This window comes from Vicinamibacterales bacterium, from assembly GCA_036504215.1.
GTDB lineage: Bacteria > Acidobacteriota > Vicinamibacteria > Vicinamibacterales > Fen-181 > FEN-299.
On sequence record DASXVO010000059.1, the window covers coordinates 94,738 to 108,820 of the forward strand.

9 protein-coding genes and 1 pseudogene are annotated in these 14,083 nt (G+C 66.1%); all 10 read left to right on the plus strand.

The window, feature by feature from the left end; all coding sequences use genetic code 11:
• Positions 1-299: 299 nt before the first annotated feature.
• The 10 genes and pseudogenes from VGK32_17465 to VGK32_17510 all read left to right on the plus strand — a co-directional run bounded on the left by VGK32_17465 (position 300) and on the right by VGK32_17510 (position 14,054).
• Positions 300-3,050 (plus strand): TonB-dependent receptor, encoded by a 2,751-nt coding sequence (locus VGK32_17465; GenBank protein ID HEY3383557.1) that lies wholly within the window; start codon positions 300-302, stop codon positions 3,048-3,050.
• Between the two features lie 103 nt (positions 3,051-3,153).
• A complete protein-coding gene (locus VGK32_17470) occupies positions 3,154-4,176 on the plus strand; it encodes a YncE family protein (protein HEY3383558.1) in 1,023 nt (340 codons plus the stop codon).
• A gap of 100 nt (positions 4,177-4,276) precedes the next feature.
• On the plus strand, positions 4,277-5,374 hold the full coding sequence (locus VGK32_17475) for a N(4)-(beta-N-acetylglucosaminyl)-L-asparaginase (protein HEY3383559.1): 1,098 nt from the start codon (positions 4,277-4,279) through the stop codon (positions 5,372-5,374).
• A gap of 153 nt (positions 5,375-5,527) precedes the next feature.
• Positions 5,528-6,802, plus strand: a complete 1,275-nt coding sequence (locus VGK32_17480; protein HEY3383560.1) for an MFS transporter — start codon at positions 5,528-5,530, stop codon at positions 6,800-6,802.
• A 72-nt stretch (positions 6,803-6,874) separates the two neighbouring features.
• Entirely contained in the window at positions 6,875-7,132 is a 258-nt protein-coding gene (locus VGK32_17485; protein ID HEY3383561.1) for a hypothetical protein, read from the plus strand.
• A gap of 4 nt (positions 7,133-7,136) precedes the next feature.
• On the plus strand, positions 7,137-8,732 hold the full coding sequence (locus VGK32_17490) for a hypothetical protein (protein HEY3383562.1): 1,596 nt from the start codon (positions 7,137-7,139) through the stop codon (positions 8,730-8,732).
• Between the two features lie 118 nt (positions 8,733-8,850).
• Positions 8,851-11,013 (plus strand): annotated as a pseudogene (locus VGK32_17495) (family 78 glycoside hydrolase catalytic domain).
• Positions 10,990-11,397: an alpha-L-rhamnosidase C-terminal domain-containing protein gene (locus VGK32_17500; protein ID HEY3383563.1), complete on the plus strand. Its 408-nt coding sequence runs from the start codon at positions 10,990-10,992 to the stop codon at positions 11,395-11,397. The pseudogene VGK32_17495 and the gene VGK32_17500 overlap by 24 nt, the downstream one beginning before the upstream one ends.
• Positions 11,398-11,591: 194 nt before the next feature.
• Entirely contained in the window at positions 11,592-13,097 is a 1,506-nt protein-coding gene (locus tag VGK32_17505; GenBank protein HEY3383564.1) for an alpha/beta fold hydrolase, read from the plus strand.
• A 252-nt stretch (positions 13,098-13,349) separates the two neighbouring features.
• Positions 13,350-14,054, plus strand: coding sequence for a GntR family transcriptional regulator (locus tag VGK32_17510; GenBank protein HEY3383565.1), 705 nt, complete (start codon positions 13,350-13,352; stop codon positions 14,052-14,054).
• The last annotated feature ends 29 nt before the right edge of the window (positions 14,055-14,083 follow it).

Below are 14,083 nucleotides of genomic sequence, written 5' to 3' on the forward strand. Positions count from 1 at the left end.
GTTCGCTCGTCCCTCTGGCAGAGGCCGAGGAATTCGCAATCGTGTCCATCTCGATCCGTTCCGCCGCGTGGCTCGTTACGCCCGGAGTCTCGCCCCCCCCCAGGTGCAGAGAACAGACGTGGCAGACCTGCCTCCCGTCCCGTCGCCGCACCGACGCGGCCTCGGGAGAGGTGTGCCGCCTCGTCCCTCGCACGCCTTTGGCTCTCCCCGTTCGCAGGTACTTCCCTCGCACGGTCCACGAAGTCGGCCCCGACTGCGTTCACGTGGTCGGGTGGATCACGACAAAAGGAGCGACGTTAATGTTCGCTTGGAAACGATGGCTCGCAATCGCTGCGCTGGCAGCACTCGTAATCGCCCTGGCCCCGTCGGCCGCCCTCGCGCAGACGCGATCGGAAATCACCGGCGTCATCAAGGACGGCACCGGCGCGGTGCTGCCCGGCGTCACCGTCACGCTCAGCAGTCCGAACATGGTGGGCGGAGACCGCACGGTCGTCAGCGGCCATGACGGGATCTACCGGTTCACGGACCTCCCGCTCGGCGTCTACGAGGTGGCCGCGACGCTCCAGGGATTCCGGACCGTGCATCGGCCCGGCTTGCAGGTGCAGTTCGGCACCACCGTCACCATCGATCTCGTTCTGCAGGTGGGCGGCGTGGAAGAGACGGTCACCGTGAGCGGCGCGACGCCGGTCATCGACGTGACGACAGCCGCCTCCACGACCAAGATCGAGGAGTCGTTCCTCCAGAACCTGCCGGCTGGCGGCCAAAGCCGCCGGCCGAACGAGATCATGAGTCTGGCGCCGGGCGTCACCACGCAGCGCACCGCACACGGCGGCATCCGCGACGCGAACAACATCATGGTCGATGGCATGTCTTCGTCGCTCCCGGGTGGCGGCAACATCGCCACGTCCGTGCTGAGCTACGACTGGATGGCGGAAGTGCAGGTGGTCGCGCTGGGCGCCAACGCGGAGTACGGCGAGTTCACCGGCACCGTGTCGAACATGATCATGCGCTCTGGGAGCAACAATTTCTCGGGACTCGCCAGTTACTTCACCACTCGCCAGAGCTGGCTCGGCAAGAACACCGGCGACCTGAGTCCGGCGTTGCAGGCGAAATTCACTCCAGCTCGGCTCCTGCAGAACTACGACACAAACTACCAGGTCGGCGGCCCGATCAAGAAGGACAAGGTGTTCTTCTTCGGGGGCGGGGAGTATTTCCGCAATTCGGCCATCTCGTCCGGCGCGCTGCCCGGCCCCGACGGGACTGGCATCCCCAACAGCGAGAACTGGCCGCGGTACCTCGCCAAGGTCAACTGGGCGGTCTCGAAGGCGTTGAAGTTGGAGGGCCTCGTTGAACACGACAACGAGTCCATCGAACCCAACGGCACATCAGCCAGCAGCGCGGCCGATGCCATGACGATGACCCACATCTCGAAAACGATGTACAACGGCCGATTGACCTGGACGATCAACGACAAGACGCTGGTCGAAGTCCGCGGCGGCGGCCTCAAGCTGTTCCAGGAGTTCCCACCCTACCCGCCCAACACCATATCGGGCCCCTCTTCCCACAAAGATACTGTCACCGGGATTACGACCGGAAACGCCGGCTCCTTCTCGAGCTCGACTCAATCACGCACGAGCATGTCGGGCAGCCTGACCAAATGGGTGACCGGCTTCCTGGGTACGAGCCACGAGCTGAAGTTCGGCCTGGATTACGAGCACACGGAACTCCTCAACACGAGCGGCATCCCGGGCGGCCGTCTCTATTCGGACATCAACGGGAAGCCCAATCAGGTGAACTTGTTCGACGGGACGACGGCCGATGCCATCAGCACCCGAACCACCGTCTACGCGCAGGACGCCTGGACGCTGACCGATCGCCTCACGCTGCAGCCCGGCGTGCGCGTCAGCCTGGACCGCGGGAGCATCCCCGCCGCGAGCAACGTCTACAAGACCAACCCGGTCGACTGGCGGTTCGGGTTCGCCTGGGACCTGCTCGGCAACCACAAGACCCTGGTTCGCGGGCACTATGGCCGATTCCACGAGACCGTCGTGCCGGGCATGGTCAACTTCCTCGACTTCAGCAAGTGGTCGCCGACCATCACCGCGAAGGTGAACGCCAATGGCAGTTTCACGGAGCTGACGCGGTCGGTGATGCCGGGCAACCTGTCCATCTCCTCGAACGTGTCGCAGCCGTACATGGATCAAATCACCATCGCCGTCGAGCGGGAGCTGCTCCCGGACTTCGGCGTGACCGCGCAGTTCGTGCGGCGCGATTGGGGAAGTCTCCTGGCGTTCGTGGACACCAACTCGCAGTGGGCCCCGGTCCAGAAGCAGGATCCCGGACCCGACAACGTGCTCGGCACCTCGGACGACGGTGCGATGCTGACCGTCTACAACCTGCTCAACCCGGGAAAATCGATCCTGGTCTTCTCGAACCCCAGCGATGCCTCGCGCAAGTACACGGCCATCATGCTGATTGCCAAGAAGCGCTTCTCGCACAACTGGCAACTGCTCGCATCCTATACGCGGTCGAACGCGGAGGGGACCGTGGGCAACACGGCCGGCACCAGCACGGGCACCGCCGCCGAAGTGAGTCAGACCGGCCAGTGGGCAAACCCGAACGCGATGATCAACGCGTACGGGCCGGGCATCTACGACTGCCCGAACCAGTTCAGCTTCAACGGTACCTATCGGGTTTCGCACTTCGGCGGGTTCAATCTCAGCGCCTCCTATCGCTACGCGACCGGTCAGCCCTGGAGCCGCACCGTGACCATCCGCGGGTTGGCACAAGGCAACCAGTCCGTCCGGGTCGAGAAGAAGGGAACCCAGGTCGGGGCCCCAGTGAACTCGCTCGACATCCGCGTCGAGAAGACGGTGAACCTGGGCTCGCCACGACGAAACGTGGGGGTCTACGTGGACGCATTCAACGTGCTCAACAGGGGCTGGCAGCTCGGGGGCGGGGTCGTCGAAGCCTCGGGTGCGACCTATGGGCTGCCCACGGCGTGGTCACCGGCCCGACAGTTCCAGGTGGGCGCGCGCCTGACGTTCTGACGAAGGCTGGCGGAAGCCGCCGCAATGGCCTGACAACGACAATCAACGAGGGTTCCGCGTCAGGGCGGTACCCTACTCAGGAATCCTTGGAGGCTCCGTGTACATGACGAGGCGTTCGTTCTGGGTGGTTGTACTCCTGGCGATTGGAGTCTCGACGGCTGTGGCCCAGCCGCCCGCTCAAGCGGCAAAGCTGCCGTCGCCTAGCGACAGCCTCGTGATCGTCGCCGGCACGAAGGACGACACGGCGAATGTCTTTCGGGTCAACGGCAATACGCTCGAGCTTCTCAAGTCGCTCAAGACCGGAGGCGGGCCGCACGAAGTGTGCATCAGCGCGGACGGCAAGAAGGCGTACGTCACCAACAGCACAGGTGGGGGGATCACGGTGATCGACCTGACCACGCTGGAGGTGGGCGCGCCGATCATGGACGCGAGCCTGGAGCGGCCAACGGGCCTGGCCGCGAGCCGCGATGGCAAGAAGCTCTACGTGGGCTCACGCGGATCCCAAGCCCTCGTGGTGCTCTCGACGGGAGGCCAAGTGCTCAAGCAGCTGCCGGTCAAAGATCCGACGGGAGTCGCGATCTCTCCGGATGGCACACGGGTGTACGTGGCTAGTGACAGCACCCAGTCGGTGTTCGCGATCGACACCTCGACCGACACCGTGAACGGCGTCCTCAAGACCGGCCGGCAACCGATGGGCATCGCCGTCACGCCCGACAGCAAGACCGTGCTCGTCGCCAGCGTGTCGAGCGACGTCATGCACGTCTTCAACGCCGCCACCAACGAACTGTATGGCGCATTCGGTATTGGGCGGGCGCCGCAGGGGATCGCGGTGGCGCCGGACGGAAAGGTCGCGTACAGCGTGACGCGGGAGGCAACCCCCGGCCTCGGCCATTCGACGGTCTCGATCCTCGACTTGCGGCAGGGCTACGGGCGCAAGTCCAACGACATCGCGGTCGATGCGCTGCCAGCCAGAGTGCTGCTGAGCCCGGACGCGTCGTTTCTGTACGTCACCTGCACCGGCGCCGACGCGGCCACCAGCGTGACGATCATCGACCTGAGGACGGGAGAGACCGTTCACAAGGTCCGTGGGGGGGCCGGGGCGAGAGGCATGGCGTTGAGGAAGTAGGACACCTTCGGCGAAGGACCCTGAGCAAGCGCCACGTCGTCCAGCCGGTCTCGAACGGCGGCGCATGTTCAGGTAGGGTTCGGGATGGAGGGGACACGACATGACCGTCGAGAAGATTGGCCGCCCCGCGCTCGCGGCCGGTGCGCCGCCGGCGCCGAAGGGCCAGGCGCCCGCCGTGATCACGCCCAGGAGTCTCGAGCCCGCGGTCGTATCGTCCGCGAATGGGAACAAGTACAAGAACGGCGGCGACCTCACCTGTGTCGAGAAGGCGTTTGCCCTCATGACGAGCGGCAGCGATGTCCTCGACGCGCTCATCGCCGGCGTCAACATCGTCGAGCTCGATCCGGACGAGCACGCCGTCGGGTACGGCGGATTGCCAAATGCCGACGGCGTCGTTCAGCTGGACGCCTCCTGCATGCACGGGCCGACGAATCGCGCCGGCGGCGTTGCGGGGCTCGAAGGAGTCCGAACGCCGTCGTGCGTCGCCCGGAAGGTGATGAGCGAGACCGATCATCACCTGCTGGTCGGTGAGGGCGCGCGGCAGTTCGCCCGACGTGCGGGATTCACGATCGAAGCCGATCTGAACTCCCCCCAGTCACGCCGGCTCTGGCTGGAATGGAAACGTCGCAGCGAACTCGATCGCTACAGTGACCCGAGAGCGCGCGAGGAGGCGGGCTTTCGCGCCGGCTTGTCCATGGTGGCCGACGGGCTGATCGAGTCCGATCACTTCTACGGCACCATCAACTGCACCGGCATCAACGCCAAGGGGGAGATCGCTGGCGTGACAACCACGAGCGGACTGGCCTGGAAGCTGCCGGGCCGGGTCGGCGACTCCCCGATTCTGGGGGCAGGGCTCTACGTGGACGGCGAGGTGGGCGCCGCGGGGTCTACCGGCCGCGGCGAGTCGAATCTATTCGGGCTGTGCTCGTTTCTGATCGTCGAGAACCTCCGACGGGGACTCTCGCCGACGGATGCTGGCATCGACGCGCTCAAACGAATCACGGCGAAGACGACCGACAAACGGTTGCTCGACGCGAAGGGCAATCCGAACTTCCAGACCAACTTCTACATCCTGAACGCCAAAGGCCAGCACGCCGGCGTGTCGATGTATCGCTCGAGCTACGCGATCTGCACGGAGAAGGGTGCGCAGACGCTCGCCACGGCCAGTCTGTTTCCGGACGGGCCGCAACTCTCGTAAACCCTGCGCTCACTTGTGGTGACCATGCTTCGCGCCCCGCGCACTCTATGAAACGGGCGTCCCCCGCGCGAGACGTTGGTCAACACCACTCAGTCGAAGGGTAGGGCTCGACGGCGAGCGGACGGACCATCGCCGGACAGGGATCACGAAGGTATGACCGAAGCATCGCTCGATACGCGACCCCAGCCAACGCGGCTGTTCCGCTGGATGGTACTCACCGTCATCAGCTTCGCGGCGTTCGGGAACTACTACGTCTTCGACTGCATCGGCCCGCTGGCGAACCTGCTCAGCAAGCAGCTCGGGTTCTCGGATGCCAATATCGGCCTCCTGCAGGCGATCTACAGTTTCCCGAACGTCGTGATGGTACTCATCGGCGGGGTCATCATCGACCGGATCGGGACGAAGAAATCGACGCTCATCTTCGGTGTCATCTGCTTTGTCGGTGCCTCGGTGACCGCGCTCACGCCAACCCTGCCGGTCATGGCGACTGGCCGGCTCATCTACGGCCTGGGCGCCGAGTCATTGACCGTGGCTGTCACGACGGCGATTGCGCGCTGGTTCCGCGGCAAGGAGTTGAGCTTCGGCTTCGGGATCAACCTCACCCTCTCGCGCTTCGGTTCGCTGGCGGCGCAAGTGTCACCGACCTGGGCGGCGTGGGCGTACACGTCGTGGACGTGGCCCCTGTATATGGCGGTCGCTTTTGCCACCTTCTGCGTCATCGGCGCGCTGGGCTACTGGCTTCTCGAGTCGCTGGCCGAACGGCGGTACAACCTCGGGACGATCAAGACCGACAAGGTGGTCCTCAAGGACATTTTCAAGTTCGACCGCTCGTACTGGTACATCGTCGCCCTGTGCGTCACGTTCTACTCAGGGATCTTCCCGTTCCAGACCTTCGCGCAGAAGTACTTCGTCGAGGCGCACCACGCCTCACCCAAAGAGGCGTCGATGCTGGTCGGCATGCTGACGATCTTCGCGATGGTTGGCACGCCGCTGTTCGGCCTTCTGGTAGACCGCATCGGCCGGCGGTCGTTGCTCATGATGTTCGGCTCGATGCTGCTGATTCCGGTCTATCTGATCATGGCCTACTCGGACCTGCCCCTCGGGGTTCCAATGGCCATGATGGGAATTGCCTTCTCTCTCATCCCGGCAGTGATGTGGCCGTCGGTGGCGTACGTGGTGGACGAGTCGAGACTGGGCACGGCCTACGGGCTGATGACCATGGTCCAGAATATCGGCCTGTTTGGCTTCAACCTGCTGATCGGCTGGGCGAACGACACGTGGCACGCCAGCGCCACCAATCCCGGCGGTTACACGGCCGGCATGTGGATGTTCTCGTGTCTGGGCCTGTTGGGGTTGCTGTTTGCGAGTCTGTTGAGGCGGAGCGACCGAGCACGCGCGCGCGAACTCGCGATGGCCGCCACCGCCTGACCTGAACCGCCGTCCCCCTCGGTCAAGGCGCATCCACGCCCGGTTATGTTGTCGCCCTTGGGAGGTGTCCCGGTGTCACGACTCTCTTGTCGGGTCGGCATGCGCCTTGAAATCTTCATCCTGTTGCTCGGCCTGGCGGGCCTGCCGGACCTGCAGGGACGCCTCACCGCCGTCCTAGGCGCGCATCCTCAGTCGGCTGAGGAATACAACATCTTCAAGAACGGCGTGAAGCGGATTCGTTTTGCCCAGCTGATTCGCGCGGACAGCCTGGCATTCAATTCGGGCGCATCACCCGCGGGCCGTCTGCTCAACCAGGCGGCATGGAGGTAACACCGTGAATAGAGACAGCTTTGCCCACTCCGCATGGACGTTGCTCATCGCCGGGTATCTCCTGCTCGGAGGTGTCCCGGCCACGGCGCAGACGATGGTCCGCTCGTTCGACGGCGACAAAGGTCCCGGCCTGGCCGTGTGCGAGGCGAACACCACGCACTGCGGCCGCCAATCCGAGACCAACGTTGGCGCCAGCGGCCAGCAGGTCGTGCAGATCACCTGGCAGAACCTCGCGGTGTACGACAAGAGCGGCAAGCTGCTGCGATCGACACCCCTGACGGCGTTCATCAGGAACGCCGGCCTCGACCCGATGCCGCCGGCAGCGAAGAAGGGGGCGAGCCGTGGCCCCTACGAGCCGCACGTCGTGTACGACGAGTTCATCGGCCGCTGGATCATCGGCGTGACCGGCAAGGCCGACTGCCTGATGGTCAGCGCCACCTCGGACGCCCTTGGCGCCTGGGGGGGCGTCTACCCCTCCTGCCTCGAAGGAGGGCCGTGCCTGGACAACGATCCGGGCACGAAGCTCGGCTACGACAAGAACGGCGTGTACTTCTGCGCCGCCCACGCCAATGACGACAATCCCGAAACGGCGCCGCACACTGCCTGGGACTGCTTCGCGCTGAGGTCCGACGAAGCGAAAGCAATCGCCCGGCGCACGCCGCCCGCCCATCTCAACCGCGTCCACAACATTCCACTCGACGTCGTGCCGGCGGTGGACAACAACCCGAACAAGGCGCCGAACGCTCCGGCGTTCTTCCTCACCAAGAGTTGCGACCACAACGGGCCGCTCAATGCCTGCCAGAAGTCCGACAACTTCCCGTTCACCTGGCTGGTGAACACGTTCTCGTGGAATGGACCGGCGGGGACCTACAACGCGAGCGGCGCGCAGCAAGCGATCAAGACCGACGTCGGCTCGAAGGCCAACAAGTGGCTGTTCAACACTCCGTGTTGCGGCCTCGACCTGGGCGCTCCCCAGGCAGGAACCGACATCCGGGTGCGGGTCGGCACGATGCACCGGCTGATGAACGTCATGCAGGCCGGCTCGCACCTGCACGCCGTGCTCGGGTCCGGCCCGTGTACGAAGGACTGCGGTTCGCAGGGCTCGGACACGAACAACATCATGATCTACGTCGATCTCGATTGCTCGGATCCGGCCGCGTGCGTCGTCGCGCACACCGCGAAGATCTCGGGCGCGGACGTCAACCCGGCGTGGGGCACCGTCGGCGTGGACACGCAAGGAAACGTCGGCATCATCGCGGCGTCGGTGACCGCCAAGACGTATCCGAGCGTGCTGATGTGGTGGCGGAAGAAGACGGATGCACCCAACGTGTTCAGCGGCTCGGTTACCGTGGCCGCCGGCACCGCGCCCTACACCTGCATGAAGGATCGCACGATGGACAAGGGCCAGAACTACCTCGTGCTGTTCGGCAGCTCGGTCGGCATGCTGACGGCCCGCGATCCGCTGGACGGGACGAAGCTGTGGACGAGCCAACAGTATGCCAACGACGCCCGGCCCTGCGTGTACAGCACGCGGATCGTCGAGTACCAGATCGCGCCGGCCCCCGGGAAGCCGACCGCGAAGGCCGCGCCGAGGCGCTGAGACTGCTGGCGTGCACGGCGTCTCTCACGCCGCGACGGTCCGCCGTTCCCACGCGGTTGGAGGACCCGTTATGACGCACCGAATGTGGACCGCCACGTGCGTGTGGCTGATCGCCCTGATGGCGCAGTCTGCTGCCGGATCGCCACTGGCGCCTTCCGGCCTGCGCTGCGAGTACCTCGTGGATCCGATCGGCATCGACGTCACGAGCCCACGTCTGTTCTGGACGCCTCAACACACCGGGCGCGGGATCAACCAGGCGGCGTATCAAATCCTGGTCTCGTCGCGTCCCGAGGCGCAGACTGGCGACCAGTGGGACAGCGGAAGAGTCGCGTCTGGCGAGTTCACACAGGTTGTCTACGCCGGAAAGCCGCTCGCGAGCGCGCGCACCTACTACTGGAAGGTGCGCTACTGGGACCAGGACGGCCAGGTGAGCCCGTACAGCGCGACCGGCCGGTTCGAGACGGGCCTGTTGGGCGCCTCGGACTGGAAGGCGAAGTGGATCCGCGGCGGCAATCAACTGCGCCGGGAGTTCTCGCTTCCCGCCCGGCCCGTTCGGGCCCGCGCGTTCGTGTCCGGGATCGGCTTCTACGAACTCCGGTTGAACGGGCGCAAGGTCGGCGACCACGTGCTCGATCCCGCGTAGACGAACTACGCCAAACGCGTGCTCTACGCGACGTACGACATCACCAGCCAGCGCGACGAGGGCCCGAACACGGTCGGGATCCTGCTCGGGCAGGGACGATACGGCGCAAGGGCCGCCCTCGTGCAACTCGACATCGAGTTGGCCGGTGGCCGGAAGATGCAGGTGGTGAGCGACGCCTCGTGGAAGGGCGCCGACGGACCGATCGTCTCCGACAGCATCTACAACGGGGAAACCTACGACGCGCGCTGGAGAGCGGTCAGCCTGAACGACCCGCCAGCCGGTGTGCTCTCGGCGCAGACGATGCCGCCCATCCGCATGGTCGGTGATCTGATCCCCCTGACGATGGCCAGCCCGCGGCCGGGTGTGTACGTGTACGACTTCGGCCAGAATTTCGGCGGGTGGATCCGCTTGCGCGTCACCGGGCCGGCCGGCACCACGGTCCGGCTGCGGCACGCCGAACTCGTCTACGCCAATGGCATGGTGAACGTGGAGACGCTGGGCGGGGCCCGCGCAACGGACACCTATACCCTGCGTGGCGCAGGTGACGAGGAGGAATACGAGCCCCACTTCACGTACCACGGGTTCCGCTACGTCGAGGTCACCGGCTACCCCGGCACGCCGCCGCTGAACGCGCTGCTCGGAAGAACCGTCCATGCGGACGTGAAGCCCGTGGGGGGCTTCGCGGCATCCAAGACAATCCTGAACCAGTTGCAGCGCCTCATCCTGTGGGGCACCAGGACGAACCTCCACGGCATCCCCACCGATTCCGACCAGCGCGCGGAGCGAATGGGGTGGATGGCCGATGCGCACCTGGCCGCCGAGACCGCCATGCTCAACTTCGACATGGCCGCCTTCTACACGAACTTCCTGCGGGACGTCCGGGACGATCAGCAGGAGAACGGATTGGTGCCCAACGTTGCGCCCGCCAGCGAACTCGTCAAGCCCCCGACCGACCCGGCCTGGGGCGCCGCGTACCCGCTCATCGCGCAGTACATGTACGAACACTACGGCGATCGCCGGATCCTGGAGAAGCACTTCGAGAGCCTTCGGCGCTGGGCAGACTACCTGCAGGCGACCAGCGAGAACAGCATCTCGACCGTCGATCGGTTCGGTGACTGGGTGGCCATCGAGCGCACGCCCGGCAGTCTGGTGTCGACCTGCTTCTACTACTGGAGCGTCGACATCGTGGCACGCGCGGCGGCCGTGCTCGGCAAGGCGGCCGAGGCCGGCCGCTACGGCAACGGCACCCAGACCGGCGACGCCCTGCCGCTCTACCTGGGCATGGTGCCCGTTCCCGCCGACGGCCGTCTCACCACCGCGGCAAACGCCGCGATGGCGCCGGTCCGCGCCCGTCAGGCGGTGCCGAGCCGTGTGTTCAACAACCTTCGGCTCGACGTGCTGTACACGCACGACACCCATCTGACGACCGGCATCCTGGGCGCCAAGTACATCATGCCGGTGCTCACGCGGATGGGGCGCCCCGAGCTGGCGTACGATCTGGCGACCGCGACGACCTACCCCAGCTGGGGATTCATGATCGAGCACGGGGCCACGACCCTCTGGGAGATCTGGCAGCACAAGACCGGCGGCGGGATGAATTCGCACAACCACCCGATGTTCGGGAGCGTCGGCGCATGGCTCTACGAAGCGCTGGCAGGCATCAATTTCGACGTGACGCAGCCTGGCTACCGGCGCATCCGAATCGAGCCGCAGGTGGTGCGCGACCTGGAATTTGCGTCCGGCTCGTTGGAGACGGTGCGCGGCCGCATCTGCTCCGCATGGTCCCGCGCCGGGGATGTCCTCCGAATGGAGATCACGATCCCGGTCGGCAGCACCGCCGGGATTGTCGTTCCGAAGACGCGCCTCGAGGATGTGTCGATCGAGGAGGGCGGGCGCGTGGTCTGGCAGGCGGGTGCCTTCAAGCCGGGCGTCCCGGGTCTCACCGGTGGGCAGGAAACCAGCACCGCTGTCGTGCTCGAGGTCGGGCCGGGAACCTACGTCTTCGAGCGAAAAGGACGATAGCGGCCCACGGCCACGCCGCCGGCCCGCTGATGCCGGCTACAGCGGCAGCCTAGTGCCGAGCGGCTGCCTTGCGGTATCGATATGATATATCATATGCTGACATTTCCGGCACCTCCCCCCCGGGGGGCGAGAGGTGCGCACTGGCCTGTCGGCGAGGGCCCATACTGCCGGCTCGCCCCCTTCGAGGTTCCAGCATGCTGAACCGTTCCCGACGCCTCCTCGTTCGTGTCATCGCCCCGGCGCTCGCCCTCGCCTGTTGCGCGTCGTGCGCGAAGCCGGCCCCGCCAGTCTCGCCCGACCGCATCACCTGGTTCCCCTACGTCTTCCGGGCCAACGACGGCCAGGCGCTTCAGACAGAATTCGGTCGCTTGAAGGTGCTCGAGAACCGCGCCGCGCCCGCGTCGAAGTCGATCGAACTCGCGTTCGTGCGCATCAAGAGCACCTCGAAGAATCCGGGCCCACCGATCATCCTCGTGGCCGGGGGCCCCGGCAGCTCGGGGATCGACATGCCGAGAAGCACATGGTTCCAGTCGCTCCCCACGCTGCTGCCGGCCGGCGACGTCATCGCGCTCGATCAGCGCGGCGTCGGCCAGTCCCGGCCAACGCTGGAGTGCGCCGAGACGATCGACCTCGCCCTCGACGCCATCCGCACGCGCGAGACCTACGCCCGGGAGATCAGGGAGAAAGCCCGCGCGTGCGCCGCGTACTGGCGGGGGCAGGGGATCGACCTCGCCGCGTACAACACGGAATCGAGCGCCGACGACATCGACGAGGTGCGCGCCGCGCTCGGCGCCGAGAAGATGGTGCTCATCGGCGGCAGCTACGGATCGCACCTGATGCTGTCCACCATCCGCCGCCATGGCGACCACGTGGCGCGCGCCATCCTCTCCGGCACCGAGGGCCCGGACCACACGATCAAGCTGCCCAGCAACACGGAGAAGCAGCTCGACAAGATCGCAACGGCGGCAGCCGCCGATCCGAAAGTGGGAAAGCTGGTGCCCGACTTCGTCGGTCTCGTCAAGATCGTGCTCGACAGGCTGGAGAAGGCGCCGGCGACCGCGGAAGCCACCGAACCGCGGACGAACCGGAAGGTCAAGGTCACGGTGAGCAAGTTCGACCTGCAGTTGGTCACCGGCCAGGGACTGGGCAGCAGCGCCTTCATCCGGCAGTTGCCGGCCGCGTACTACGACATGGCGCACGGCGACTTCACCTGGCTGGCGCAGGAAATCCTCAACAGACGCGGCCAGCCGATCGGCTCGGCCATGGGGTACCAGGTGGATTGCGCCTCTGGCACCTCCGAGGAGCGGGTCGCGCGGATCCGACGCGAGGCGGGCGAGACGCTGCTCGGCGACGTCGAGGACTTCCCGATCCCCGACGTCTGCGACGCCTGGATGAAGCGCGATTTGGGTCCGGCGTTCCGGTCGCCCATTGCCTCGGCCGTCCCGGTCCTCTTCTTCACCGGCACGCTCGACGGCCGCACGCCGCCGACAAACGCCGAGGAGATCAAGGCGGGCTTCGCGCACTCGGCCCACATCGTCGTCGAGAACGGGACGCATAGCGGGAAGGAAGTGATGTTCACGCTGCCGGCGACGAAGGAGGCGGTGGCGGCCTTCCTCAGGGGCGAGACAATCAACTCCACGACGGCTGCGCTTCCCGCGTGGGAGTTCGCCTTGCCCAAGACGGCGGCGGGGCCACGATAGGCGGCGGGCGGCCTTCGGTCGGCGCTCCCATGCACCGGTCAGATCACCAGGGTGGGGCGACCGGTGGACGATCGATGGCCGCATCCGCCACACAGAGTGGCGCGTCTGACAACCGGCCGGAACCAGACGACGACACCCGCGCGTGGCGGCGCGCGAGCGCAGTACGCCTCGGCGGGCGGGGTCACGGCCCATGCTAGAATACCGTATACAACCTCGCGCCGAGCGGGGAGGCAGCCGGTCTCGGGAGGGGCAATGATTCCAAAGAGCGGTCATCCGCAGTCACTGATCGAACTCGACCCCGCCGTCATTCCGCCGACATCGCTCCCCGACCGGATCTACGCCACGCTGAAGCACCGGATCCTGACGTGCGCGATGCTTCCGAGCAGCCGCATCGTCGAGAAGGAGTTGTGCAGCGAGATGCAGGTGTCGCGGACGCCGCTGCGCGAGGCCCTCAACCGCCTGGCCCTCGAGGGCCTCGTGAGAATCGTGCCGTTTCGCGGGTACGCGATTGCCGAGCTGACGGTCGACAACTTCCGTGAGTTGTGTGAGGTGCGGCGCGTCGTCGAGGCCGAGGCCGCCGGTCTGGCCGCCGCCCGCGCCAGCGAGCAGGACGTCAAGCGCCTGGAGCCCCTGGCCGAGCTTCGCTATCGGCGAGCGGATCGGCGAACGTACGAGAAATACCTCCGTGCCAACAGCGTCTTTCACCAGGCGCTCGTCCAGTGCACCCACAACAGGCGCCTGGAGACGCTCGTGATGTCGGCGCTCGACCAGCACCAGCGGCCCCTGTACTTGGGCCTCGGCGTCGGAGTCGATGGCAAGGCCTCGACCGCCGAGCACCGGGTGATCATCGAGGCGATCCGGCGTCACGATTCCGACGAAGCGCGCAAGGTCATGGCCGACCACATCGTCCGAGCCGAAGAACGGATCGTGCTGGCGCTGCGCGCCGCCGGCTACTGAACCGAGCAGCGGCCGGGAATCCCCTTCGC

What these genes read in the sequence shown, in the direction of transcription:
- VGK32_17465 (HEY3383557.1), top strand. Translation starts at nt 300, where the DNA reads ATGTTCGCTTGGAAACGATGGCTCGCAATCGCTGCGCTGGCAGCACTC.
- VGK32_17470 (HEY3383558.1), top strand. Translation starts at nt 3,154, where the DNA reads ATGACGAGGCGTTCGTTCTGGGTGGTTGTACTCCTGGCGATTGGAGTC.
- VGK32_17475 (HEY3383559.1), top strand. Translation starts at nt 4,277, where the DNA reads ATGACCGTCGAGAAGATTGGCCGCCCCGCGCTCGCGGCCGGTGCGCCG.
- VGK32_17480 (HEY3383560.1), top strand. Translation starts at nt 5,528, where the DNA reads ATGACCGAAGCATCGCTCGATACGCGACCCCAGCCAACGCGGCTGTTC.
- VGK32_17500 (HEY3383563.1), top strand. Translation starts at nt 10,990, where the DNA reads ATGTTCGGGAGCGTCGGCGCATGGCTCTACGAAGCGCTGGCAGGCATC.
- VGK32_17505 (HEY3383564.1), top strand. Translation starts at nt 11,592, where the DNA reads ATGCTGAACCGTTCCCGACGCCTCCTCGTTCGTGTCATCGCCCCGGCG.
- VGK32_17510 (HEY3383565.1), top strand. Translation starts at nt 13,350, where the DNA reads ATGATTCCAAAGAGCGGTCATCCGCAGTCACTGATCGAACTCGACCCC.